29 protein-coding genes, 2 pseudogenes and 1 riboswitch are annotated in these 21,260 nt (G+C 64.4%); of the genes and pseudogenes, 19 read left to right on the forward strand and 12 right to left on the reverse strand.

The window, feature by feature from the left end; all coding sequences use genetic code 11:
- Window position 1: 1 nt before the first annotated feature.
- Together ACE10W_RS30980 and ACE10W_RS30985 are read right to left on the reverse strand one after the other, a co-directional pair.
- Window positions 2-202, reverse strand: coding sequence for a hypothetical protein (locus ACE10W_RS30980; protein ID WP_028176290.1), 201 nt, complete (start codon window positions 200-202; stop codon window positions 2-4).
- Between the two features lie 24 nt (window positions 203-226).
- Window positions 227-307, reverse strand: a pseudogene (locus tag ACE10W_RS30985) (hypothetical protein); the annotation flags it as partial.
- A gap of 266 nt (window positions 308-573) precedes the next feature.
- Between ACE10W_RS30985 and ACE10W_RS30990 the strand changes: the two are divergent.
- The 6 genes and pseudogenes from ACE10W_RS30990 to thiC all read left to right on the forward strand — a co-directional run bounded on the left by ACE10W_RS30990 (window position 574) and on the right by thiC (window position 6,224).
- Window positions 574-1,109: pseudogene (locus tag ACE10W_RS30990) on the forward strand (transglycosylase SLT domain-containing protein).
- A gap of 134 nt (window positions 1,110-1,243) precedes the next feature.
- Window positions 1,244-1,372: riboswitch (TPP riboswitch) on the forward strand.
- Window positions 1,360-2,370 (forward strand): FAD-dependent oxidoreductase, encoded by a 1,011-nt coding sequence (locus tag ACE10W_RS30995; protein WP_375762337.1) that lies wholly within the window; start codon window positions 1,360-1,362, stop codon window positions 2,368-2,370. Its footprint overlaps the riboswitch before it by 13 nt.
- A 7-nt stretch (window positions 2,371-2,377) precedes the next feature.
- Entirely contained in the window at window positions 2,378-2,575 is a 198-nt protein-coding gene (gene thiS, locus ACE10W_RS31000) for a sulfur carrier protein ThiS (protein WP_011089396.1), read from the forward strand.
- A 152-nt stretch (window positions 2,576-2,727) separates the two neighbouring features.
- The gene (locus tag ACE10W_RS31005) at window positions 2,728-3,510 is read left to right on the forward strand and encodes a thiazole synthase (protein ID WP_375762338.1); all 783 of its coding nucleotides are present in this window, start codon (window positions 2,728-2,730) and stop codon (window positions 3,508-3,510) included.
- The gene (locus tag ACE10W_RS31010) at window positions 3,497-4,123 is read left to right on the forward strand and encodes a thiamine phosphate synthase (RefSeq protein WP_375762339.1); all 627 of its coding nucleotides are present in this window, start codon (window positions 3,497-3,499) and stop codon (window positions 4,121-4,123) included. Before ACE10W_RS31005 ends, ACE10W_RS31010 begins: the two co-directional genes overlap by 14 nt.
- A gap of 202 nt (window positions 4,124-4,325) precedes the next feature.
- The gene (gene thiC, locus ACE10W_RS31015) at window positions 4,326-6,224 is read left to right on the forward strand and encodes a phosphomethylpyrimidine synthase ThiC (protein ID WP_375762340.1); all 1,899 of its coding nucleotides are present in this window, start codon (window positions 4,326-4,328) and stop codon (window positions 6,222-6,224) included.
- 224 nt (window positions 6,225-6,448) lie between these two features.
- On the opposite strand, the gene ACE10W_RS31020 is transcribed toward thiC, so the two are convergent.
- Entirely contained in the window at window positions 6,449-7,084 is a 636-nt protein-coding gene (locus ACE10W_RS31020; protein WP_375762341.1) for a DUF4145 domain-containing protein, read from the reverse strand.
- A 75-nt stretch (window positions 7,085-7,159) separates the two neighbouring features.
- On the opposite strand from ACE10W_RS31020, the gene ACE10W_RS31025 reads away from it, so the two are divergent.
- Window positions 7,160-7,687, forward strand: a complete 528-nt coding sequence (locus tag ACE10W_RS31025) for a mismatch-specific DNA-glycosylase (RefSeq protein ID WP_375762342.1) — start codon at window positions 7,160-7,162, stop codon at window positions 7,685-7,687.
- Between the two features lie 160 nt (window positions 7,688-7,847).
- On the opposite strand, the gene ACE10W_RS31030 is transcribed toward ACE10W_RS31025, so the two are convergent.
- Window positions 7,848-8,576, reverse strand: a complete 729-nt coding sequence (locus ACE10W_RS31030) for an SDR family oxidoreductase (RefSeq protein ID WP_028176297.1) — start codon at window positions 8,574-8,576, stop codon at window positions 7,848-7,850.
- A 205-nt stretch (window positions 8,577-8,781) separates the two neighbouring features.
- Here ACE10W_RS31030 and ACE10W_RS31035 point away from each other — a divergent pair, with 205 nt between their 5' ends.
- Together ACE10W_RS31035 and ACE10W_RS31040 are read left to right on the forward strand one after the other, a co-directional pair.
- Window positions 8,782-9,429, forward strand: a complete 648-nt coding sequence (locus ACE10W_RS31035) for a glutathione S-transferase family protein (RefSeq protein ID WP_375762343.1) — start codon at window positions 8,782-8,784, stop codon at window positions 9,427-9,429.
- Between the two features lie 248 nt (window positions 9,430-9,677).
- On the forward strand, window positions 9,678-10,373 hold the full coding sequence (locus ACE10W_RS31040; protein ID WP_375762344.1) for a glutathione S-transferase family protein: 696 nt from the start codon (window positions 9,678-9,680) through the stop codon (window positions 10,371-10,373).
- A 94-nt stretch (window positions 10,374-10,467) separates the two neighbouring features.
- Here ACE10W_RS31040 and ACE10W_RS31045 read toward each other — a convergent pair whose 3' ends face one another.
- Window positions 10,468-10,902 carry a hypothetical protein gene (locus tag ACE10W_RS31045; protein ID WP_060908642.1) on the reverse strand — a complete coding sequence of 145 codons (435 nt, stop codon included), beginning with the start codon at window positions 10,900-10,902 and terminating at the stop codon, window positions 10,468-10,470.
- 471 nt (window positions 10,903-11,373) lie between these two features.
- On the opposite strand from ACE10W_RS31045, the gene ACE10W_RS31050 reads away from it, so the two are divergent.
- The 4 genes from ACE10W_RS31050 (at window position 11,374) to ACE10W_RS31065 (ending at window position 13,386) form a co-directional block, all read left to right on the forward strand.
- On the forward strand, window positions 11,374-11,757 hold the full coding sequence (locus tag ACE10W_RS31050; protein ID WP_011089407.1) for a RidA family protein: 384 nt from the start codon (window positions 11,374-11,376) through the stop codon (window positions 11,755-11,757).
- A 143-nt stretch (window positions 11,758-11,900) separates the two neighbouring features.
- A complete protein-coding gene (locus tag ACE10W_RS31055) occupies window positions 11,901-12,161 on the forward strand; it encodes a hypothetical protein (RefSeq protein ID WP_375762345.1) in 261 nt (86 codons plus the stop codon).
- Window positions 12,162-12,402: 241 nt separating this feature from the next.
- Window positions 12,403-12,654 carry a hypothetical protein gene (locus ACE10W_RS31060; RefSeq protein ID WP_375762346.1) on the forward strand — a complete coding sequence of 84 codons (252 nt, stop codon included), beginning with the start codon at window positions 12,403-12,405 and terminating at the stop codon, window positions 12,652-12,654.
- Window positions 12,655-12,747: 93 nt separating this feature from the next.
- Window positions 12,748-13,386 carry a hypothetical protein gene (locus ACE10W_RS31065; RefSeq protein ID WP_375762347.1) on the forward strand — a complete coding sequence of 213 codons (639 nt, stop codon included), beginning with the start codon at window positions 12,748-12,750 and terminating at the stop codon, window positions 13,384-13,386.
- A 129-nt stretch (window positions 13,387-13,515) separates the two neighbouring features.
- Here ACE10W_RS31065 and ACE10W_RS31070 read toward each other — a convergent pair whose 3' ends face one another.
- Complete coding sequence (locus ACE10W_RS31070; RefSeq protein WP_060908646.1) at window positions 13,516-14,001, reverse strand: molecular chaperone DnaJ; 486 nt, start codon at window positions 13,999-14,001, stop codon at window positions 13,516-13,518.
- Window positions 14,002-14,112: 111 nt separating this feature from the next.
- Between ACE10W_RS31070 and ACE10W_RS31075 the strand changes: the two genes are divergently transcribed.
- Both ACE10W_RS31075 and ACE10W_RS31080 read left to right on the forward strand, forming a co-directional pair.
- A complete protein-coding gene (locus ACE10W_RS31075) occupies window positions 14,113-14,880 on the forward strand; it encodes an SDR family NAD(P)-dependent oxidoreductase (protein ID WP_161533647.1) in 768 nt (255 codons plus the stop codon).
- 361 nt (window positions 14,881-15,241) lie between these two features.
- On the forward strand, window positions 15,242-15,487 hold the full coding sequence (locus ACE10W_RS31080; protein ID WP_011089412.1) for a helix-turn-helix domain-containing protein: 246 nt from the start codon (window positions 15,242-15,244) through the stop codon (window positions 15,485-15,487).
- A gap of 26 nt (window positions 15,488-15,513) precedes the next feature.
- On the opposite strand, the gene ACE10W_RS31085 is transcribed toward ACE10W_RS31080, so the two are convergent.
- Complete coding sequence (locus ACE10W_RS31085; RefSeq protein WP_375762782.1) at window positions 15,514-15,780, reverse strand: hypothetical protein; 267 nt, start codon at window positions 15,778-15,780, stop codon at window positions 15,514-15,516.
- A 176-nt stretch (window positions 15,781-15,956) separates the two neighbouring features.
- Here ACE10W_RS31085 and ACE10W_RS31090 point away from each other — a divergent pair, with 176 nt between their 5' ends.
- Window positions 15,957-16,475, forward strand: coding sequence for a collagen-like protein (locus ACE10W_RS31090; RefSeq protein ID WP_038966398.1), 519 nt, complete (start codon window positions 15,957-15,959; stop codon window positions 16,473-16,475).
- 95 nt (window positions 16,476-16,570) lie between these two features.
- Here the strand turns inward: ACE10W_RS31090 and ACE10W_RS31095 are convergent, their stop codons facing one another.
- Both ACE10W_RS31095 and ACE10W_RS31100 read right to left on the reverse strand, forming a co-directional pair.
- Window positions 16,571-16,792: a hypothetical protein gene (locus ACE10W_RS31095; RefSeq protein ID WP_028176308.1), complete on the reverse strand. Its 222-nt coding sequence runs from the start codon at window positions 16,790-16,792 to the stop codon at window positions 16,571-16,573.
- A gap of 96 nt (window positions 16,793-16,888) precedes the next feature.
- Window positions 16,889-17,155 (reverse strand): DUF2277 domain-containing protein, encoded by a 267-nt coding sequence (locus ACE10W_RS31100; protein ID WP_028176309.1) that lies wholly within the window; start codon window positions 17,153-17,155, stop codon window positions 16,889-16,891.
- Window positions 17,156-17,280: 125 nt separating this feature from the next.
- Here ACE10W_RS31100 and ACE10W_RS31105 point away from each other — a divergent pair, with 125 nt between their 5' ends.
- From ACE10W_RS31105 to ACE10W_RS31115, 3 genes are all read left to right on the forward strand, one after another.
- On the forward strand, window positions 17,281-18,342 hold the full coding sequence (locus ACE10W_RS31105; protein ID WP_375762348.1) for an alpha/beta fold hydrolase: 1,062 nt from the start codon (window positions 17,281-17,283) through the stop codon (window positions 18,340-18,342).
- A gap of 174 nt (window positions 18,343-18,516) precedes the next feature.
- Entirely contained in the window at window positions 18,517-18,870 is a 354-nt protein-coding gene (locus ACE10W_RS31110; RefSeq protein WP_271551368.1) for a hypothetical protein, read from the forward strand.
- 76 nt (window positions 18,871-18,946) lie between these two features.
- Window positions 18,947-19,549 (forward strand): pyridoxamine 5'-phosphate oxidase family protein, encoded by a 603-nt coding sequence (locus ACE10W_RS31115; RefSeq protein ID WP_038966396.1) that lies wholly within the window; start codon window positions 18,947-18,949, stop codon window positions 19,547-19,549.
- Between the two features lie 230 nt (window positions 19,550-19,779).
- On the opposite strand, the gene bfr is transcribed toward ACE10W_RS31115, so the two are convergent.
- From bfr to ACE10W_RS31130, 3 genes are all read right to left on the reverse strand, one after another.
- A complete protein-coding gene (bfr, locus tag ACE10W_RS31120; RefSeq protein ID WP_011089420.1) occupies window positions 19,780-20,268 on the reverse strand; it encodes a bacterioferritin in 489 nt (162 codons plus the stop codon).
- A 133-nt stretch (window positions 20,269-20,401) separates the two neighbouring features.
- A complete protein-coding gene (locus tag ACE10W_RS31125) occupies window positions 20,402-20,674 on the reverse strand; it encodes a bacterioferritin-associated ferredoxin (RefSeq protein ID WP_011089421.1) in 273 nt (90 codons plus the stop codon).
- A gap of 162 nt (window positions 20,675-20,836) precedes the next feature.
- Window positions 20,837-21,139: a hypothetical protein gene (locus ACE10W_RS31130; protein ID WP_304568622.1), complete on the reverse strand. Its 303-nt coding sequence runs from the start codon at window positions 21,137-21,139 to the stop codon at window positions 20,837-20,839.
- Between the last annotated feature and the right edge of the window lie 121 nt (window positions 21,140-21,260).

Consider the following 21,260-nt stretch of genomic DNA (forward strand, 5'->3'; position numbering starts at 1 on the left):
CTTAAGCCGCGAGCGGGGTGTGCGTGACGGCGACCTCGTCGAAGATCGCCACCGCCTCGAACTGATAATTGCAGGCGCGGCACGTCCAGAGATAGGAGATGCGCCCCTCGCCCGGCTCGATCCAGTCGGGCTTCGGAATCGGCGCGCCGCATTGAGCACAGGGATTTTGCCGGGGGATGTCGCCGAAATGTGCCTTGGCCAAGTCCGCGCTGACAAAGTCCGCGCTGACAAAGTCCGCGTTGACAAAGTCCGCGTTGGCCATGTTGGTTTTTGTCATGGCACCTCTCCCGATTTGCAGCGTTTTCATCCTCGCTTTCGCGTCTGCGCGCGAATAGACAGACGTGCTGTCGCGAGCGGGGGTCGTCCGCCCCGAAGCTCAGCTACGCCAGCATTGCGTCGTAACAGCGGCTCGGCGCCGCAACATCGTCAGCGGCGGCGTTTGGTCACATCATCGCCGTGTTCCGGAGTCCTAAAGCATGATCCGGAAAAGTGCACCGCGGTTTTCCGAACAGATCATGCTCAAACAATAACGACAGCCGGGCGCAGGTCGCTCAGGGACGTCAGGGATATCTGATGAAAATTTTACGTGTCGCCGCGCTCATCGCGGCCGGACTGGTGTCGCCGCAGGCCGCATTCGCGGGTGAAGCCGAGTACGCCGAGATGGTCGCGGCCCATGCCCGCGCCAACGGCGTGCCTGAAGCGCTGGTGCATCGCGTCATCATGCGCGAAAGCCGCTATCAGCCCGGCCTCGTCGGCCATGGCGGCACCATCGGCCTGATGCAGATCAAGCTCGCGACCGCCCGCGGGCTCGGCTACACCGGCGATGCCGCCGGCCTGCGCGATCCCAACACCAATCTCACTTACGCGGTCAAATACCTCGCCGGCGCCTATCGCGCCGCCAATGGCGACCATGCCCGAGCCGTGCGTTATTTCGCTGGCGGCTATTACTACGTTGCAAAGCGGCAGCGCCAGGAAACGGCGCAGCAGATGGTGCGAGAGGCCAGGCCTGGCTGGAGCCGAACGGCAACCCGCAGCCGATGTTCGGCACCACGCCGCACAAAAAGCTCGCCCAGCGCGTCCGTAACGCGCGGGCCCAGGTTCCACACTAACCGCTGTCATTCCGGGGCAGTCCGCAGGACTGAACCCGGAATCTCGAGATTCCGGGCTCGATGCTTCGCATCGCCCCGGAATGACTGCCCTGTGGCTAACGCGTTGACCACCCCGCCCCGCTGGCATACATTGGCACCGTTCCGAGGGGTGCTCCGAGGAGGAGCTGAGATACCGCTAAATGGGCAAATCCGCCCAGGACCGCGGTGACCCTTTGAACCTGATCCGGGTCATGCCGGCGAAGGGACAGGGATGTTACAGACGATCAAGCGAGCGGATTCCGCGGTATCCATCATCGGCGCAGGCATTGCGGGCGCCTGGCAGGCACTGCTGTTCGCGCAGGCCGGCCACGCCGTGACCTTGCACGAGCGCGGCGACGCTGCGATGACGGACTCCACCAGCCACTGGGCCGGCGGCATGCTGGCGCCCTGGTGCGAGGCCGAGGTCGCCGAACCCATCATCAGCCGGCTGGGCCAGCGCTCCCTCGACATCTGGCGGCGCGAGCTGCCCGACACACCCTTCAACGGTTCCCTGGTCGTCGCCCATCCGCGCGAGCGCAACGATTTCGAGCGCTTTGCCCGGATGACCGAAGAGCACCGCCGGCTCGATGCCGCCGGCCTTGCCGAGCTCGAGCCGTCGCTGGAGGGCCGCTTCCGCGACGCCCTGTTCTTCCCGACCGAGGGCCATGTCGAGCCGCGCCGCGTGCTGCCGAAGCTGCACGAGCGCATCCGCGCCGCCGGCGGCACCATCAAGTTCTCCAGCGACGTCAGCGCCGCCGATCTCGACGGCATCGTGATCGACTGCCGCGGCCTGTCCGCACGCGACGAGCAGCCTGACCTGCGCGGCGTCAAGGGCGAGATGATCCTGATCGAGACGAGCGAGGTGCAGCTGGCGCGCCCGGTGCGGCTGATCCATCCGCGCTGGCCGCTCTACGTGATCCCGCGCGAGGACAATCTGTTCATGCTGGGGGCGACCTCGATCGAGGCCGAGGACACCGGCGTCAGCGTCCGCTCGGCGCTGGAGCTCTTGGGTGCGGCCTATACGGTGCACCCGGCGTTCGGCGAGGCGCGCATCGTCGAATTCGGCTCGGGCCTTCGCCCCGCTTTCCCCGACAATCTGCCGCGCATCGGCATTCGCGGCGGCAGGATCACCGTCAACGGTCTCTACCGCCACGGCTTCCTGATCGCGCCGGCGCTCGCCGAGCTGACGCTGCAATACGTCCAGCGCGGCCAGATCGACAACGAGGTGATGCAATGCGGGTGATCGTGCAATGCTTGTGATCATCAACGGTGAGCAGCGCGAGGTGGCTTCAGTCAGCGTGGACGCGCTGCTCTCCGAGCTCGACTACGAAGGCACCCATTTCGCGATCGCGCTGAACTACGACGTCGTGCCGAAAAGCCGCTGGGCCGAGACGAGCTTGAAGGCCGGCGACGAGATCGAGATCATCACGCCGCGGCAGGGAGGGTGAGGGGATGATAGCACACTCACTTCGCGAGGACGGCTGCATTGGCCCGTCATTCCGGGGCACGCGAAGCGTGAACCCGGAATCTCGCGACACAACTTCGAGATTCCGGATCGGTCCGCGTTCCGCGGCCCGTCCGGAATGACGGGGAATTCGACATGGTGACCTTCTACGGCAAAACCTTCGCCTCGCGCCTCCTCATCGGCAGCGCGCTCTATCCTTCGCCGGCGATCATGCAGGCGGCGATCCGCGCCTCCGGCTCGAACATCGTCACGGTGTCGCTGCGTCGCGAATCCGCCGGCGGCAAGACCGGCGATGCGTTCTGGAATCTGATCCGCGAGCTCGACGTCGCCGTGCTGCCGAACACCGCCGGCTGCCGCAGCGTGCGCGAGGCGGTGACGACCGCAAAGCTCGCGCGCGAACTGTTCGGCACAAGCTGGATCAAGCTGGAAGTGATCGCCGACAACGACACGCTCCAGCCCGACGTCGTTGGCCTCGTCGAAGCAGCAAGCCTCCTGATCAAGGACGGTTTTGAGGTGTTCCCCTATTGCACCGAGGATCTCTCGGTTGCAAACCGCCTGGTCGATGCCGGCTGCAAGGTGGTGATGCCGTGGGCAGCGCCAATCGGCTCGGCCCGGGGCATCACCAACCGCGATGCGCTGAAGCTCTTGCGCGACCGCCTGCCCGACATCACGCTGGTGGTCGACGCCGGCCTGGGCGCGCCGAGCCACGCGGCGCAGGCGCTCGAGCTCGGCTATGACGCCGTGCTGCTCAACACCGCGATCGCCAAAGCCGCCGATCCCGTCACCATGGCCAACGCCTTCCGCCTCGGTGTCGAGGCCGGCCGCACCGCCTTTGAGGCCGGGCTGATGAACGCCCGCGACTTCGCCTCCCCTTCCACCCCTGTCGTTGGGACCCCGTTCTGGCATGCCGTATCCTGATCGCAACGCGTATCCTGATCGCTTCTATCCCGTCGTCGACAGCCTCAACTGGGTCGAGCGCCTGACCAAGCTCGGCGTCGGCACCATTCAACTGCGCGCGAAAGACCTGAACGACGCCGAAGCGCTCCAGATCGTCACCGACGCGCTCGCCATCACCGAGGGCACGCAGGCGAAGCTTGTGGTGAACGATTACTGGCGCGCGGCGATCGTCGCCGGCGCAAAGTATCTGCATCTCGGCCAGGAAGACCTCGCCGACGCCGATCTCAAGGCCATCCGCGAGGCCGGCTTGTCACTGGGTATCTCCACCCATGACGACGCCGAGCTTGCGACCGCGCTGGCCGCCAAACCCGACTATGTCGCGCTGGGCCCGATCTTCTTCACCACCTTGAAGTCGATGCGCTTCGAGCCGCAGGGCATTCCGAAGATCACGGAATGGAAAAAGCGCATCGGCACCATCCCGCTGGTCGCGATCGGCGGCATCAAGTTCGAGCACGCCGCGGAGATTTTTGCCGCGGGCGCCGATTCCATCGCCGTCGTCAGCGACGTCACGCAAAATGCCGACCCCGACGCGCGGGTGCGGCAATGGCTCGGCCTACCTGCGGAGGCGGCGTGATGCGCCTCGCTCTCTCTACACACTCCGCCGTCATCGCCCGGCTTGACCGGGCGATCCAGTACGCCGCGCCCTCTCCGTATCCCACTACGGCCTCTGGAATACTGGATCCCCGCTCCCGTGCGCAATTGCGCACTAGGCGGGGATGACAGCGGTAATTGTCTCTCGTGCAGCGATGCCAACGAACTGAATTAAGGAGGATCCCATGAACATCCGCTCCAATCCCGACAAGACCGTTCCCGCCGTCACCACCGGCCCGCTGCCGTCCTCGCGCAAAATCTTCGCATCCCCGGACGCCGCGCCCGACCTGCGCGTGCCCTTGCGCGAGATCATCCTGTCCGAAGGCGCCGGCGAGCCGAACCTGCCGGTGTACGACACCTCCGGCCCCTACACCGATCCGTCCGTGACCATCGACGTCAACGCCGGCCTTGCCCGCAACCGCAAGCAATGGGTGCTGGAGCGCGGCGGCGTCGAGGAATATGAGGGCCGCCAGGTCAAGCCGGAGGACAACGGCAACCTCTCGACCGACAAGGCCGCGCGCGCGTTCAGCGCCTATCACAAGCCGCTGCGCGGCCTCGACGGCCACAAGATCACGCAGCTCGAATTCGCCCGCGCCGGCATCATCACCAAGGAGATGATCTACGTCGCCGCGCGCGAAAACCTCGGCCGCAAGGAGCAGCTCGAACGCGCTGAAGCCGCGCTCGCCGACGGCGAGAGCTTTGGCGCGGAAGTCCCCGCCTTCATCACCCCGGAGTTCGTGCGCTCCGAGATCGCGCGCGGCCGCGCCATCATCCCCTGCAACATCAACCACAGTGAACTCGAGCCGATGATCATCGGCCGCAACTTCCTGACCAAGATCAACGCCAATATCGGCAACTCGGCGGTGACCTCGTCGGTCGAGGAAGAGGTCGAGAAGATGGTGTGGGCGATCCGCTGGGGCGCCGACACCGTGATGGACCTCTCCACGGGGCGCAACATCCACACCACCCGCGAATGGATCTTGCGCAACGCGCCGGTGCCGATCGGCACCGTTCCCATTTATCAGGCGCTGGAGAAGTGCAACGGCGATCCGGTCAAGCTGACCTGGGAGCTCTACAAGGACACGCTGATCGAGCAGTGCGAGCAGGGCGTCGACTATTTCACCATCCACGCCGGCGTGCGCCTGTCCTACATCCACCTCACCGCCAACCGCGTCACCGGTATCGTCAGCCGCGGCGGCTCGATCATGGCGAAGTGGTGCCTGGCGCATCACAAGGAGAGCTTCCTCTACACCCATTTCGACGAGATCTGCGACCTCATGCGCAAGTATGACGTCTCGTTCTCGCTCGGCGACGGCCTGCGTCCGGGCTCGATCGCCGACGCGAACGACCGCGCGCAGTTTGCCGAGCTCGAAACGCTCGGCGAACTGACAAAAATCGCGTGGGACAAGGGCTGCCAGGTCATGATCGAAGGCCCCGGCCACGTGCCGATGCACAAGATCAAGATCAACATGGACAAGCAGCTCAAGGAATGCGGCGAGGCGCCGTTCTACACGCTTGGACCGCTGACCACTGACATCGCGCCGGGCTACGACCACATCACCTCAGGCATTGGCGCGGCCATGATCGGCTGGTTCGGCTGCGCGATGCTCTGCTACGTCACCCCGAAGGAGCATCTCGGCCTGCCCGATCGCAACGACGTCAAGACCGGCGTCATCACCTACAAGATCGCGGCCCACGCCTCCGATCTCGCCAAGGGCCACCCCGCCGCCCAGCTCCGCGACGACGCGCTCTCCCGCGCCCGTTTCGACTTCCGCTGGAGCGACCAGTTCAACCTCGGCCTCGACCCCGACACCGCGAAAAACTTCCACGACGAGACCCTGCCGAAGGAAGCCCACAAGGTCGCTCATTTCTGCTCGATGTGCGGCCCGAAATTCTGCTCGATGAAGATCACGCAGGACGTGCGCGACTACGCGGCGACGCTGAACGACCCGAACTCGATCGGCATGTCGATGAGCGGGACGGCCGAGGACGGCATGAAGCAGATGAGCGCGAAGTTCAAGGAGATGGGGTCGAGCGTGTACCTGGATGCGGAGAAGGTGAAGGAGAGTAATCGGGTGTTGTGAGACTCATCCTACGAATTGTGAGCGCAGCAGCGAGTCGCGCGCGCTGCGCTCATTTCGTCTCATGCAACTCCATCGCCTCTAAGAGATACCTGTCAAGAAGATCCTTGATAGCCGTTCTGGCAGACTCCAAACCGCGAGGAATGGCGACCTGAATAAAGCTGGCGTCTGACCTTTCTTAACTCACGTCCCTACAGCCATCGACAACCGCCAACTCGGCTGACAGCCTAGATTCGAGCTGACTTCGGCGGCAATTGATCGAGGACTGGATGCAGAACTTCCTGCAGGAGCTTGATCTGTCGAATAAGATCGAGCGCCTCGCTAGAAGACAAAGCTTCCTCACCTTTTCCATGCGCCGCCGCGTTTCGCGCTTCGCGCAAGCTCTGAAAAAGAGTAATCGCACTCTGAGGAATAAATTGCTGCTTCTCCAAAGCCTTCAGAACTTCATACAAATTCCGGGCCGGACGATCGTCCGGCATTCTTGCGCGAAGCTTGAGAATTAGAGCCTCCAGCTCCTTGAATGACTGGATCAGCGCAGCTTCGGGAAATGACTTAGCCAACTGTAAAAGGGTTGGATCCAAGCCAATGACATCGGGCGCTACTACGCCCTTCTCAGCTTGGACAACTTCGCCCGCATCAACGGCTTCCTCGACTTTTTCAGAAAGCTCGACATTGACACCTGCGGCACCAATCTTTCTTATGTGAACAATCAAAAGTCGGAGCTGATTTTTGAAAACAAATACAATCGCAACAAGCGCCGCTGGCCACGCCAACGATCCAATCACGCTTGCAAGAAACTGCTTCCAGTCCATTAAATTTTCCCGGTCTAAAACTGCTGCAACTTCATACGTTGATTCGGCCATCACAATTCAAGATTGAATTGCGCTATTAGACCAAAGACTACATCTTGTGACTGTACGGACGTTCGAGACCTTGCCTTGGACCGCCTCCCCGACCAGCTCCGCCCCCACCTCCGCCTCGTCTTCGTCGGCACCGCCGCCTCTAGGCGCTCGGCCGAACTCGGGCACTACTACGCCCATCCCGGCAACCGCTTCTGGCGCGCGATCCATGAGGCCGGCATCACGCCGCGGCGTTATCAGCCGGGCGAGTTCGCGTCGCTGCTCGATCTCGGGATCGGCTTCACCGATCTCTCCAAGACCGGCGCCGGGATGGATCACCAGATCGCGACTGACACGATCGACGTGCCCGGCTTCAGGGCCAAGATCGAGAAGTATCGGCCGAGGACGATTGCGTTCACGAGCAAGAAAGCGGCGAGCTTGTTTTACGGCAGGCCGTCGAGCGGGATTTCGCTGGGGCGACAGGCGCGCGATGGAAGCTGGCCCGAGGTGTTCGTGCTGCCCTCGCCGTCCGGTGCTGCGTCCGGGCATTGGACGCTGGAGCCGTGGCGAGAACTGGCGGCGTGGATTGCTGCGCTGGACGTTCAACACCCACAGACCTCATCCTGAGGAGACCGCCACCGGGTCCGCGCAATGCGCGGCCCGATGACAGGCTCCGCAGTCGTCTCGAAGGATGGCCGCGGGCGAGATGGTGGGGCCTGCATGGTTCGAGACGGCGCTTCGCGCCTCCTCACCATGAGGAATGGACACCGTCACCCGCGCATGCGCCCTAAAGATCGAAATTGGTCGGCAGCATCACCACGTCTCGAATGGTCATGCCGCGCGGCCGCGTCAGCATGAACATCACGACCTCGGCCACGTCGCTGGCTTCCAGCAGGCTTCCCGAGTCCCTGGCTTCCTTCAGCTTCTCGGGCGGCCAGTCCGCGAGCAGCGCGCTGACGACCGGGCCGGGCGAGATCGAGCCCACGCGAATGCCATGCTTGAAGACCTGGCGCCGCACCGTCTGGACGAAGCAGTTGATCGCCCATTTGGACGACGCATAGACCGGCTCCCACGGCGTCGGAAAATGCGCCGCCAGCGAACTCGTGACGATGATGTCGCCGGTCCGGCGTTCGATCATGTGCGGTAGCACGTCGTGCACGTTTTTCATCACGACGTTGACATTCAGGTTCAGCATCCGGTCGATCGCCATGGTGTCGGCATCGACCAGATCGCCGCCGACATACGTGCCTGCGTTTGCATGCAGGATGTCGAGCTGGCCGGCCTTCTCCAAGACGCGCGGCAACAGCGTTGCGCAGTCTTCTGGATCGAGCAGGTCGACGACCAGCGGGATCACGGTGTCGCCGTGCTTGTTGCAGAGCGCCTTCAGCGCAGCCTCGTCGCGATCGACCATCACCACGCGCGCGCCCGCAGCCAGCATCGCCTCGGCACTCGCCAATCCGATGCCGGACGCGGCTCCGGTCACGGCGGCAACCTTGCCTTCCAATTCTCTCGCCATGGGGGCACCATCCTGCTGAGATTGGCAGTATAGCGATCCAAAGCGACCTGGCGAAGTGGATCACGTCGCAAAACGGTCAACGCGCGTAGGCAATGGGTTTCGCTTTGTTCTACCCATCCTACGCGCCAGAAAACGCGATAGGTTGTCGGAACCCACCCCGCCCGTTCGTCCTCTGGACAATACGCCACCACCCCGGAGCCCCCCGATGCCCACCATCACCGCCTTCGAAAGCTCGCCCGACCGCGGCAGGGGACAGGCCCGCGACATGCGTGTCCGGTGGGCGCTGGAGGAAGTGGGCCAGCCCTACGACGTCCGCCTCGTTTCGTTCGCGGCGATGAAGCAACCGGCGCATCTTGCGCTGCATCCGTTCGGGCAGATCCCGACCTTCGAGGACGGCGATCTCGCCCTGTTTGAATCCGGCGCGATCGTGCTGCATCTCGCCGAGCGCCATGCCGGGCTGTTGCCGGTTGAGGCGGATGCGAGGGGCCGCGCGATTGCGTGGATGTTTGCCGCGCTCAATACGCTGGAGCCGCCGATCGTCGAGCTCGGAATGGCGCTGCTGTTCGAGCGTGACAAGAGCTGGTACGAGGCGCGCCTGCCTATGTTGCAGGATCGCGTCCGTATCAGGCTCGGCGAGTTGTCCCGTCGCCTCGGCGATGCCGACTGGCTCGACGGCGCGTTCAGCGCCGGCGATCTCATGATGGTGACGGTGCTGCGCCGGCTCAACACCTCCGGCCTGCTGGACGAATACCCTGACATCGCCGCGTACGTCGCCCGCGGCGAAGCCCGGCCGGCGTTCAGGCGTGCGTTCGAGGCGCAGTTGGCGGTGTTCAACGCCGCATCGCGTTCGTAGGAGCAAGGTTCGGAGCGGTGCCGCACACTCAGTCGTCGTCCCGGCGCAGGCCGGGACCCATACCCCCAGGGAGAGGTTTGGCGAAGACTCATTGTTCGGTACTACGCCCGCCCACAACACATAGATCACGCGGTATGGGTCCCGGCCTGCGCCGGGACGACAGCGTGGGTTTGACGAATTCCGCCGGCCCATTGCGTCCGTCTCCCCGCCCCTGCATGCTGCCTCCGCCAACACGGAGGAGCCCGCTCATGCTGACGCTCTACTCCTACCCCGAACTGTTCGGCGTCGCCGACAACAACGGCTACGGCCTCAAGGTCTACGCCTTCCTGAAGCTCGCCGGCGTGCCGTTCGCGCACGAGCATGTCTTCGATGCCTCCGCCGCGCCGCGCGGGCAGCTGCCCTACATCGTCGACGACGGCGAGACCATCGGCGACAGCGAGACGATCATCGCGCATGCGATCGCGAAATATCGCCTGAGCATCGATGCCGGGCTTTCGCAGGACGCACGGAGGACCAATCACTTCGTCACCCGCATGCTGGACGATCTCTACTGGGTGATGTCGTACTCGCGCTGGAAGGACGAGCGCTACTATCCGGCGTTCCGTGACGCCTTCATCGCGCAGCATCCGCAGATCGATGCGGAAGGATTCGAGAAGGCGAAGGCGTACAATGCGCAGCGCTATCATTACCAGGGCATCGGCCGCTACACGCCGGAGCAGGCCTATGCGCGAGGCCTTGCGGACCTCGAGGTGCTGGCCGAGATCGTGCCCGCCACGGGCTTCGTGCACGGCAAAGCGCCGACCAGCTGTGATGCGGGCATCTACGGCTTCATCGCCAACATTTACTACTTTCCGATCCCGACGCCGCTGAAGGCGTTCGTCGATGCGCACACCAATCTCGTCGCGCATTGCGAGCGGATTCATGCGGCGGTCGGAAAATCGTAGGGTGGGCAAAGCGAAGCGTGCCCACCAACTCTTGCGTCCGAGCTGACACCGATGGTGGGCACGGCGCTTACGCGCCTTTGCCCACCCTACGCACCTACCGCATCGTGATCGCAAGCCCGCTGAGATCCGCGTTCGCCATCAGGCCGGTCTGGTAGCCCGACAGCTCCAGCACCGCGCCCTTCTGGTTGGTGAGCACGATGGCGCGGGCGCCGCGGCCGACGGCAAGGCCGGCGCCGGCGGCGCCGTAGACGCCGGCGACGTCAGAGGGACGGTTGATGTTGGAGACGCGGCCGCGCAGCACGGTCTTGGAGCCGCCGAACACGAGGCCGTAATCGAGCCCGCCGGTGGAGAGCGCATAGGAGCGGCCGCGGAAGTTCAGGACGCCCGAGCCGCCGGAGCCGCCGATGATCCAGCCCGCCTTGTAGATCGTCAGCACCACGGTGCCGCCGTCGGCCAGCGCCGAGGTCGAGAGCCCGGCAAGCGCCGCGATGGCGACCAGCGCGGCGCGAAGGGTGGATGCGATCTTCATGGGGCGTCTCCGGGGGATATTTTTCAAGGGAGGGATCGAATCAGACCGGACGAATCTATCCGATCGATCGCGGCGGCAACATGATGGGGGGCGTGAGGTGCAGCAGCGCATTCAGCTGTCATCGCCCGCGCAGGCGGGCGATCCAGTATTCCAGAGACGGCGGGGGCTGAACCGGGAAGCCGCGGCGTACTGGATGCCCCGGTCAAGCCGTGGCATGACGGCGGAGTTTGGTGCCGCAGGACGGGCAACTTCATGATGCCATTCTGCCCCTGTTTTGCCCGACGGAGCAAGCGATTGCTTCGGCGTTACCGAATTCAAAAAAGCCCAATGATTTCGGCGTGATCCCTACTGTGCATGGGGTTGTTTTCGCGGTTTTTGTCTTGCCCCCTTGCGCCGCCTCCCTCATGGCGATTGCAACTCCCCCGCATGTCGCTACGCTGATGGGCCCTGCACGACCCCCGAGGTGATCCCATGCCGATCCAGCATTTCGCGCCCCCGCCGCATGTGAAGGCACCGCCGCTGTCCTTTGCGACGCGCGTCGGCGATCTCCTGTTCGTCTCCGGCATTCCCGGCTTCGACGGCAATGGCGCGCTGCCCGACGGCTTCGAGGCGCAGTTCGCCAACGTCGCCATCAACATCAAGCGCGTGCTGGCCGAGGCCGGCGCAACCGTGCGCGATCTCGTCAAGGTCAACGTGCTTCTGACCCGCGCCTCCGACGTTGCCGCCATGAACGCGCTCTATGCCGGCGCCTTCGGTCCGCCGCCCTATCCGGCACGCACCACCTGCGTGGTGCACGCGCTGCCCGATCCGCGGATGCTGATCGAGATCGAGGCGGTGGCGTCGCTTTCGAAGTGAGCAGTGTGACTTGCCGGGCACGCGGCCAAACCAAGTGCCCTGCATCGCCTGACATGTCCGTGAACGGCGGCTCCCCGGCTTGCAAAGGACCGGCTTTTACCGCACGAATTTTCGGGTCACACTTCCCCACAAGGAGATATTTCATGCGTCGCGTTCTCGCCCTCTGTGCCGTTGCCGGCATCGCCACCTCCGTCTTTGCCGTGCCGGCCTCGGCAGCCGCCGGCTATTACTTGATCCGCTGGGACAACACCGGCATCTGCCAGGTCTGGAACGAGGACCTGAAGTACAAGCCGTTCCAGTGGGGCGCCTCGACCTACAAGGTTGTCAGCAAGCCGCTCCCGACCTTCACGGCCGCCTCCGACCTCCAGATCAAGCTGCGCGGGGAGCGCCGCTGCACGCTCTGAGCCTGACGCGACAGACGGGATTTGAAAGGGCGGATCGCGCGAGCGATCCGCCCTTTTCTTTTGGCGCGCGGCCGCTCATTTTCCGGCCGAAATCCCGCATTTCCGGCGCACGCGCCTTGAACCTGATCAGCAGGCGGAACTACTCACATCTTGTCCGGGGCGTGCTCCCCCAAAGCGCCCCGCACCACCCCTCCCGTCATTGTCGGGAGGCGCATCACATCTTTCATTTGAGGAGCTGATCATGCGTCGTATTTCCGTGCTGTGCGCTGCCGCCGGTCTTGCCGTCACCGCCTTCGTCGCCGCGGGCCCTGCGGAGGCCAGCTATCACCTGATCCGCTGGCAGGACACCGGCTTCTGCCAGATCTGGGACGAGAGCATCCCGACCGCGCCGTGGCCCTCCGACTACGCCCGCGTCAGCGCCACCGTGCCGACCTTCGTCGACGCACTGGCGCTGAAGGACCACGCGCTGAGGAACGGCCACTGCACCTGGTAGGATTCGATCGGCGGACGACAAGGGTCGGGCAAGGATGCGATGCCAGCATCCTTGCTCGATCGCGTTTCTATTCAGCTTCCGCGGGATCAATCGATGCGCACGCTCACCATGACGGCAGCGGTCCTCGCTGCATCGCTCGCACTCGTCTCCACATCGCCGGCGCAAGCGCCGCAATCCTTCCGCGTGATCTCGCCGATCTTCGGCCAGCTCGTCAGCTTCGCGATGCCGTCGAACTTCGTCGCGGTGTTCGAGAACACCAAGGGCGGCCACTACATCCGCGAAGCCGTGCTGAAGGGCGAGACGCCGGAACGCTGGACGCAGATGATCACGGTCACCGGCGAGAAGGGCATGACGCTGACTCAAGGTGCCTCGCCCGAGGCACTCGCAGGCTCCATCGCCGGCGGCTTCAAATCGGCCTGCCCCGACAGCTTTGCGGCACAGCCGCTCGGCGCCACGAATTTCGGCCGCTTCGAGGGTTTTGTCGCGGTGATCGGCTGCGGTCGCGTCGACAGCGGCCCGACCCGCCACAGCGAGACCGCGCTGCTGGTCACGCTGAAGGGCACGACCGACTACTACACCATCCAATGGGCCGAGCGCGGCCCCGAGAGCGACGAGCCGCCGGTCAATGACGAACGCTGGCAAACCCGCCTGCGCGAGCTCAGCCCGATCGAGCTCTGCCCGATCGTACCGGGGGAAGCTGCGCCCTATCCGAGTTGCGTGAGCAAGAGCTGAGATTAGAAACAGCGCAGACGCCGTAGGGTGGGCAAAGCGAAGCGTGCCCACCATTCCATCCATCGCGAAGATGGTGGTCACGGCGCAAATGCGTCTTTGCCCACCCTACGAGATCTCGTCTGAGCGCTCTCACGCGTCCTTGTGCGCGCCGGGATGGATCAGGAGGTCGCGCGCGGCGGCGAGGTCGATGAAGGCTTCCGCGCTGCCGCCGCGGTCGGGATGCATGCCCTTGGCGGCGCGACGGTAGGCCTGGTTGATGTCCTCGCAGGTGAGCTGCACCGCGAGCGGCAGGCCGAGCACCTTGCGGGCGCGATCCTCGCTCGAGAGTTTCTTCGGCGTCGCGTTGCGGCGGCCGAAGCGCGGCGCGGTCAGACCATGAACGACATCGAGGACCACGCCGAGGCGGCGCTGGGCTGCCAGCATGACGCTGCGATCGTCATTGTCCACAGCCTGGCGCAGCACCGGAAGCGCCTGCTCGGCGGCCTGTCGCAGCGTGACATCGGTGCTCATCCGCGCGATCTCGGCTATGAGCCGGCCCGCCTCGGCCCAATCGACCGGCTCCGCCGACCGCAGGCGCTCGAGCGCCAATTTCCAGGATTCAAGCCGTTCCATCATGCGCGCAACGTTTAGCAATGAGAATCAGTATGCCAAGGCCGCCGTTTCCGACCCCTTAATTTCGAGTTAGCCTTTCATGAAATTTCGAAACGAATCCGGGAGGAAAATGTCATGGCATTGCTTGCAAATCACATCGCCGTCGTCACCGGCGCCGGTTCCGGCATCGGCCGGGCGATCGCGGCCGGCTACGCGCGCGAGGGCGCACAAGTGGTGCTGCTCGACGTCAACGCCGGCACCGTCGCGGAAGGGGCGCAGGAGATCCGCAAGGCCGGCGGCAGGGCCGAGAGCTTCGCGCTCGACGTGACCCGGCGCGACGACTGCTTTGCGCTGGCCAAGCAGGTCGCCGACAAGGTCGGGCAGGTCTCGATCCTCGTCAACAATGCCGGCATCACCCGCCGCAACGCCTTCACCGCGGAGACGGAGACGGTGGCGAAGGACTGGAACGACATCATCTCGCTCAACCTCAACGGCGTCTTCAACATGACGCAGGCCTTCCTCGCTCCCTTGCGCGCAGCCAAGGGCCGCATCGTCAATATCGGCTCGATCCAGTCCTTCGTGCATCTGCGCACGCCGAGCTCGGCGGCCTACACCACCTCCAAGCACGGCGTGCTCGGCTTCACCAAGGCGCTCGCGGCCGAGCTCGGCAAGGAAGGCGTGCGCGTCAACGCGATCGGGCCGGGCTTCATCGAGACCAACATCAACGCCAATGTGCGCGCCACCAATCCGGCGCTGGTGCAGGCCTTCGTCGATCACACCCCGCTGGCGCGCACCGGCAAGCCCGAGGACATCGTGGGTCCCGCGATCTTCCTTGCGTCGGATATGTCGGCCTACGTCACGGGAACGATCGTGATGGTGGACGGCGGATATCGGACGGTGTGAGGGGGACGCGACGATCTATCGACACACACGGTGTCATGCCCCGCGCAGGCGGGGCATCCAGTATTCCAGAGACGCCAGAGGTCCCACGAGGTGCCGCGGCGTACTGGATTGTCCACCCCCAGTGCGCCATTGCGCACAAGACGGACGATGACGCCGAGTGCGGCGCAAGATACGTCCGCATCACCATGCATCTCGCGCCAATCGCGGCGGCTTCGCGGCAATCCCAAGGTCAATTGGTGCGATCGCCCGCGGTTAACCTTTCATTAACCAAACCCGCCCACCGTGGATTTACGGCTTGGGGGTCGTTTGTTCTCGATCCGCTTCCAACGATGGAAGCGGGCGTTGGTCGGGAGGTATATTGATGACCACTGTTCATGTCGCCGCGCCGCAGGGCGCAGAATTCCTTGCTCCAAACCAGATCGTTCCGCTGCTGATCGGTGCGACCGTCGACGAGGTCGAGCGCGAGCTCGTGCTCCAGACGCTCGCCCGCTGTGACGGCAATCGCACACGCGCCGCGCGCGTGCTCGGCCTGTCGGTACGCACGCTGCGCAACAAGATCAGGCTCTATGCCGCCTCCGGCATCGTCGTGCCGGCCTATCAGGACTAACCAGCGCGTGGCCGCGCGGAGGTCGATCAGTCCGCCGGCGGCGGCGCGCGGCGCGACGATGTGCTGCGAAACAGCCGGCGCAGCTCCTGCTGCAGGTACGCGCCGGCGAGAACCGCGAGCGCGATGATCGCGACCGCGGCCGCGATCAGCTCGATCGCGCGGAGAACGAAGGCCGTCATGACAGCCCATGACCCCTGCGGCTCTTCGGCGAAAGCAACCGGCACGATATCGGGCACCAACAGCTGGGCAAGGCCGAGCGCAGCGGCAAAAGTGACTGCAGACAAGCAGAACATTTTCCACGCTTCGCGCATCGGTCGCTCCTCGTGAGGTTGTGGCCGCGCGCCCTTCAGTGACACGCCATCGCGTGCCGCCGGTTGATGTTGATCAAGCGTGGTGCGATGCGCGGACAGAATTGCTGCTGTCGTCAAACGACGCTAAGTAGCTTGCTTCCGGTCAAGGGAGCAGTGGCGTGGCAGACGAACAGAAACGGCAGGGACCCCAGGGTCCGCGCGGGCGGCAAGGCGAGCCGGGACGGCCGGGACCGCAGGGTCATCCGGGCCGGCGCGGCCCGGACGGCGCGCGCGGCAAGCCGGGACCGCAAGGCAAGCCGGGACCGATCGGAAAGGCTGGCCCCGCAGGCAAGCCCGGCCCGCAAGGCAAGCAGGGCGAGGCCGGTCCGCGTGGCGCTGCCGGGGCGCAGGGACCTGTCGGACCGCAAGGCCCAGTGGGTCCGCAGGGCCCGCGCGGCGAGGCCGGCCCGCCCGGCCAGTTGCCGTCGATCGAGCAGGTATTGCCCTGGCTCGAACAGCTCTTCGACGCCTGGGACGAGCGCCGCCGCCAGCGCGAGCGTGAAGCCGCCGAGCGCGAGGCGCTGGAGGCCGCCGTGCAGGAAACCGACGAGCCGATCGCCGGTGACGAGAGCGACGACGGCGAAGACGACGACCACAAGAAAAAGAAGAAAAAGAAGAAGCACGGCAACAGGGATTAGCAGCCCCGGCTCAGCAAGAGATCCGCTCACGATTCCGGGTCCCGGCTCTGCGGCGCACCGCTGAAGAAGCGCCGCGTCCGGGACACGAGCCCGGATCAGGAAGCCCTTGAGGAATCATCCTTACGTGGCAGCATGCCCATGCGCTCGAACTGCCAGCGCATGGCGCGATACCAGAGATAGCCGACCGCCGCGCCGCACAGCGCCAGGATGACGACGCTCGCGCTCGAGAACGAACCGCCCCACCACATCATCCACGCGGTCCACAGCAGCGTGAAGATGATGGCACCTGCTTTGAGCGGAAGAAGGGGGCGGGTCATGGTCGTGCTCCGGGTTGGCAAAACCCCGGCAGACATCATCGCAAGTCGAGGCGCCCCATACCGTGAGCCAGATCACGGAACGGGACAGTGGATCCGCTAGCCAAAGCGCAGCCGCGAGCGCTCCTTGGCCCTTTCCGCCTCGACCTCGCGGTCGCGCGCCGGCGCATGGGTGTGCAGCGAGGTGAGGAGCTTTCGCGCCGCCTCCGAGACCTCGGCCACGGCGCGGTCGAACGCCGCCTCGTTGGCCTGCGACGGCCTGTTGAAGCCCGACAATTTGCGCACGAACTGCAAGGCCGAGGCATGGATCTCGTCCTCCGTCGCCGGCGGTTCGAAGTTGAACAGCGTCTTGATGTTGCGGCACATGCAGTCACTCCCGATGTTTACCTCGAGGACGATCGGCGGAGCCAAAATCCTACATCCTTCTGGAGAGTTTTGCTAAGATCCGCCGCAACGCGGCCGCCGGATACGAGCCGCATGGGGAGAGAAACATGAAGACTTCTTGCGCGGCGCTGTCGGCCATCCTGCTGTCCATCTCGGCGTCGGCGATGGCTGCCGATTATCCTGCACCGAAACAGGGCGACTGGACCGCCAGGGATTTCAAGTTCCACACCGGCGAGGTCATGCCGGAGTTGCGGCTGCATTACACCACCGTCGGCGAGCCGAGCGGGCAACCGGTGCTGGTGCTGCATGGCACCGGCGGCTCGGGCGCAAGCATGCTGACGCCAAGCTTTGCCGACGAGCTGTTCGGCGCGGGCCAGCCGCTCGACGCCGCCAAATACTACATCATCATTCCCGACGGCATCGGCCATGGCAAATCGTCAAAACCGTCCGACGGCATGAAGACCGGCTTTCCGAAATACGACTACGACGACATGGTCGAGGCGCAGTACCGCCTCGTGACGGAAGGACTCGGCGTCAAGCATCTGCGGCTCGTCATCGGCAATTCGATGGGCGGCATGCACACCTGGCTGTGGGGCGAGAAATATCCGAAGGCGATGGACGCGCTGATCCCGATGGCCTCGCAACCGACCGAGATGGCATCGCGCAACTGGATGCTGCGGCGGATCATGCTCGACACCATCCGCAACGACCCCGACTACAATGGCGGCAACTACTCCAGCCAGCCGCGCATGATGAAATACGCCGTCACCGCCTACGGCATCGCGAGCATCGGCGGAACGCTGGCCTATCAATCGCAGGCGCCGACGGCGGCCAAGGCCGACAAGATCGTCGACGAGCGGCTCGCGACGCCGATCACGGCCGATGCCAACGACTTCGTCTACCAGTGGGAGTCCTCGCACGACTACAATGCCGGGGAGAAGCTGGAGCAGATCGAAGCCTCGTTGCTGCTGATCAACTCCGCCGACGACGAGCGTAACCCGCCGGAGACCGGCCTCACGGACGCGGCGATGAAGCAGGTCAAGAACGGCCGCCTGTATCTGATCCCCGCCAGCACCGAAACGCGCGGTCACGGCACCACCGGCAATGCAAAGTTCTACAGCGAACAGGTCAGGCAATTGCTGCAAACCGCGCCGCAACGGACGATGTAGAATCGGCGGGCTGCACGTCCTCATATCGCAATGCATCATGTGCGGCGCCTCTCGCGCCGCATATTATTTGAGCATGCAATGCGCTGACAGCTCGGGCTTAATCGCGTCAGCGACACGAATCGAGGCGCGGAGCGATCGCGCGCCATTGGCACGACACGCGATGAGGAGGATCGCATGCGCAGGCTCGCACTGTGCGTTTGGCTGGCTGCGATGACGGCGCTGACGAGCGCGGCGCTTGCGTTCGACAACGGGCAATATGATCACGTCCCGCCCGACATCCGCGCTTGGTTCAAGAGCGTGATCGCGCCGAACGGCGTGCCCTGCTGCGACATCTCCGACGGTCATCGCACGGACTATGACGTGCGCAACGGCGCCTATTGGGTACCGATCGAGGGACAGTGGATGGCAGTGCCCGAACGCGCCATCATCCGCGACCGCGGCAACCCGGTCGGCCAGGCCGTGGTGTGGTACGTCCACCATCGCGGCACCATCATCATCAGCTGCTTCGTGCCCGCCGATGCAGTGTAGCGCGTCGTGATGGATTTCATTGGCTGGGGCGGCCCGATCGGGTAGCTTGCCCCCAAGCTGATGCGGAGACACGCCGTTGACCGATCTTTGCGCCGAAGACCTCGCCACCATCTATGCCAAGCCGAGCCCGCGCGTGATAGCAAAGGCACGTCCCGCGATCGATGCGCATGCAAAGAAGTTCATCGAGATGTCGCCGTTCTGCGTGCTCGCGACGTCAGGCGCGGACGGCAGCGTCGACGCCTCGCCGCGCGGCGGCGGCATCGGCTTCGTCCACGTCGCCGGCCCCAACCAGCTGCTGATGCCCGACCGCTCCGGCAACAACCGGATCGACAGTTTTCGCAACGTCGTCGAAGGCTCGGGCTTCGTGCATCTGCTGTTCTTCGTCCCCGGCATCGACGAGACGCTGCGCGTCGGCGGGCGCGGCACGCTGTCCGCCGATCCGGATCTGCTTGCCTCGATGGTGGAATTCGGCAAGCCACCGCGCGCGGTGCTGAACGTCGCGGTCAGCGAAGTCTATTTCCACTGCGGCAAGGCGCTGATGCGCTCGAAGCTGTGGTCGCCGGAGAAGGTGCAGCGCTCGGTGATGCCGAGCATCGTGGAAGTCATTCACGACCAGACGGGCCTGGGCGAACCGGAGAGCCAGGAGATCGTGGAAGAGCGCTACAAGCAGCAGCTGTAGCTCTGGCGCCAACCACAGTGTCGTCCCGGACAAGCGCAGATTCCGACAACGCGCAGCGTTGTCGGAAGCGGAGCGCAGATCCGGGACCCATAACCACAGGGCGTGGTTACTTGGCGCGCTGATAGCCACGAGTCTTCGCCAAACTGCTCCCTGGGGTTATGGGTCCCGGCTTTCGCCGGGACGACACCGGAGTATGCAGCTAAGGCGGAGTATACGGCCAACGCCGGAGCTTAATGCCCCTCGCCCTCGAGCCCGCCGACGTGCTTCTGGGTGTAGAGCTCGAGGCCGATGCGGCCGATCAGGTCGAGCTGGGTTTCGAGGAAGTCGATGTGGTGCTCCTCGTCGCTCATCAGCTTCTCGAACAGGTCGCGCGTGACGTAGTCCTTGACGCCGTGGCAGTAAGTCGCCGCTTCCTGGTAGAGCGCCCGCGCGCTCATCTCGGCGGCGAGATCGCACTCGATGATCTCCTTGACGTTCTGGCCGATGCGCAGGGGATCGAGCACCTGCATGTTCGGGAAGCCGTCGAAGAACAGGATGCGCGCGGTGAGCTTGTCGGCGTGCTCCATCTCCTCGATGGATTCCTTGCGCCAGACCTTGGCCATGTCCAGCAGGCCCCAATTGTCGAGGAAGCGGTAGTGCAGCCAGTACTGGTTGATCGCAGTCAGCTCGTGACGCAGTGCCTTGTTGAGGTAGTCGATGACTTTTGCGTCGCCCTGCATGGTTCACTCCAGCTCTTGCAGTCCAACTCGATCCTAAACCGAATTTAGAACGCTTCTAAATGAGTTTACGGAAGGGGGCAACCGGCTACGGGGACGCAGCGGGGGAAAAGCTCAGCCGACAGCGCGGAAGATTTCAGCAGGCCGCGAGCGCGAACTGGGCGGACTCGGCCGTCTCGTCATTGGCGGCCACGGTGTGGCTGTGCGGGCAGCCGGAGCAGCAGGACTTGGCGCACGGGCCAAGCGCTTCATCGATGATGGTCTTGATCGTCCGCGCGCAGCGGCCGCATTCGGCGCTACAGCCGAGGCAGCCATAGACCTGCTTGGCATGGCGCACGGCGTCGTCGGACTCGGCCACAGCGGCGCGGATGTCGTCATCGCTCAGCACGTTACAGGAACAAACGATCATGGAAGCGGCAGGCCCTTCGGTGATGCGCCATCATCGATATTTAACGGGCCAGCCGGATGCAAAGGGAAAAACCGGTATTTGAAGCTATTCCAAACTGACCCGGAAACAGCCTAGAACGGCTCTAAAATAGGGTGTTGCGCTGGATCAAGATGGCGGCCGGATCTAGTCGCCGCCACCGCCTCCCCCACCGTCGCCGCCGCCTCCGCAATCCGCGCCGCTGCTGCCGCTATCGCTGCTGGAACAGCTGCCGGTGTCGGTCGAGTTCCCCGAGCTGTCGCTGGAAAACCAGCTTCCCAGCGAGAAGCCGTCGCTGGTCCCCGAATAGCTGTCGCCACCGCCATCGCTCCCGGCCCCTGCGCGGGAGCGGCGCTGGCCGCGATTCTGGAGGTGGGTGATCCAGCCGTAGCCGATGGCGAAGACGATCCCGGCAGCAATCAATGCATTGATCATCGCGTTGCCCATCATCGCCTCCCTGGCGGAGCTGCGGTCCACACCAATTCGTCGCACCCGGCCAAGGTGCCGTTCATTGATCATTCAAACGAAGTATGGAACTTTACCCCCCAAAGAGTTCCCGCGTGTTTGTGCG

The sequence above is a fragment of the Bradyrhizobium sp. B025 genome (assembly GCF_042257955.1).
Taxonomy (GTDB): domain Bacteria; phylum Pseudomonadota; class Alphaproteobacteria; order Rhizobiales; family Xanthobacteraceae; genus Bradyrhizobium; species Bradyrhizobium diazoefficiens.

Excerpts from the sequence above, each read along its gene's own strand:
- ACE10W_RS31055 (WP_375762345.1), top strand. The coding sequence starts at position 11,901 with ATGCGTCGCGTTCTCGCCCTCTGTGCCGTTGCCGGCATCGCCACCTCC.
- ACE10W_RS31080 (WP_011089412.1), top strand. The coding sequence starts at position 15,242 with ATGACCACTGTTCATGTCGCCGCGCCGCAGGGCGCAGAATTCCTTGCT.
- ACE10W_RS31085 (WP_375762782.1), bottom strand. The coding sequence starts at position 15,780 with ATGTTCTGCTTGTCTGCAGTCACTTTTGCCGCTGCGCTCGGCCTTGCC.
- ACE10W_RS31105 (WP_375762348.1), top strand. The coding sequence starts at position 17,281 with ATGAAGACTTCTTGCGCGGCGCTGTCGGCCATCCTGCTGTCCATCTCG.
- ACE10W_RS31040 (WP_375762344.1), top strand. The coding sequence starts at position 9,678 with ATGCTGACGCTCTACTCCTACCCCGAACTGTTCGGCGTCGCCGACAAC.
- ACE10W_RS31125 (WP_011089421.1), bottom strand. The coding sequence starts at position 20,674 with ATGATCGTTTGTTCCTGTAACGTGCTGAGCGATGACGACATCCGCGCC.
- ACE10W_RS31020 (WP_375762341.1), bottom strand. The coding sequence starts at position 7,084 with ATGGCCGAATCAACGTATGAAGTTGCAGCAGTTTTAGACCGGGAAAAT.
- ACE10W_RS31060 (WP_375762346.1), top strand. The coding sequence starts at position 12,403 with ATGCGTCGTATTTCCGTGCTGTGCGCTGCCGCCGGTCTTGCCGTCACC.
- ACE10W_RS31110 (WP_271551368.1), top strand. The coding sequence starts at position 18,517 with ATGCGCAGGCTCGCACTGTGCGTTTGGCTGGCTGCGATGACGGCGCTG.
- ACE10W_RS31035 (WP_375762343.1), top strand. The coding sequence starts at position 8,782 with ATGCCCACCATCACCGCCTTCGAAAGCTCGCCCGACCGCGGCAGGGGA.
- ACE10W_RS31010 (WP_375762339.1), top strand. The coding sequence starts at position 3,497 with ATGCCGTATCCTGATCGCAACGCGTATCCTGATCGCTTCTATCCCGTC.
- ACE10W_RS31030 (WP_028176297.1), bottom strand. The coding sequence starts at position 8,576 with ATGGCGAGAGAATTGGAAGGCAAGGTTGCCGCCGTGACCGGAGCCGCG.
- ACE10W_RS31045 (WP_060908642.1), bottom strand. The coding sequence starts at position 10,902 with ATGAAGATCGCATCCACCCTTCGCGCCGCGCTGGTCGCCATCGCGGCG.
- ACE10W_RS31065 (WP_375762347.1), top strand. The coding sequence starts at position 12,748 with ATGCGCACGCTCACCATGACGGCAGCGGTCCTCGCTGCATCGCTCGCA.
- ACE10W_RS31095 (WP_028176308.1), bottom strand. The coding sequence starts at position 16,792 with ATGACCCGCCCCCTTCTTCCGCTCAAAGCAGGTGCCATCATCTTCACG.
- ACE10W_RS31075 (WP_161533647.1), top strand. The coding sequence starts at position 14,113 with ATGGCATTGCTTGCAAATCACATCGCCGTCGTCACCGGCGCCGGTTCC.
- bfr (WP_011089420.1), bottom strand. The coding sequence starts at position 20,268 with ATGCAGGGCGACGCAAAAGTCATCGACTACCTCAACAAGGCACTGCGT.
- ACE10W_RS31100 (WP_028176309.1), bottom strand. The coding sequence starts at position 17,155 with ATGTGCCGCAACATCAAGACGCTGTTCAACTTCGAACCGCCGGCGACG.
- thiC (WP_375762340.1), top strand. The coding sequence starts at position 4,326 with ATGAACATCCGCTCCAATCCCGACAAGACCGTTCCCGCCGTCACCACC.
- ACE10W_RS31130 (WP_304568622.1), bottom strand. The coding sequence starts at position 21,139 with ATGATGGGCAACGCGATGATCAATGCATTGATTGCTGCCGGGATCGTC.
- ACE10W_RS31005 (WP_375762338.1), top strand. The coding sequence starts at position 2,728 with ATGGTGACCTTCTACGGCAAAACCTTCGCCTCGCGCCTCCTCATCGGC.
- ACE10W_RS31050 (WP_011089407.1), top strand. The coding sequence starts at position 11,374 with ATGCCGATCCAGCATTTCGCGCCCCCGCCGCATGTGAAGGCACCGCCG.
- ACE10W_RS30995 (WP_375762337.1), top strand. The coding sequence starts at position 1,360 with ATGTTACAGACGATCAAGCGAGCGGATTCCGCGGTATCCATCATCGGC.
- thiS (WP_011089396.1), top strand. The coding sequence starts at position 2,378 with ATGCTTGTGATCATCAACGGTGAGCAGCGCGAGGTGGCTTCAGTCAGC.
- ACE10W_RS31070 (WP_060908646.1), bottom strand. The coding sequence starts at position 14,001 with ATGATGGAACGGCTTGAATCCTGGAAATTGGCGCTCGAGCGCCTGCGG.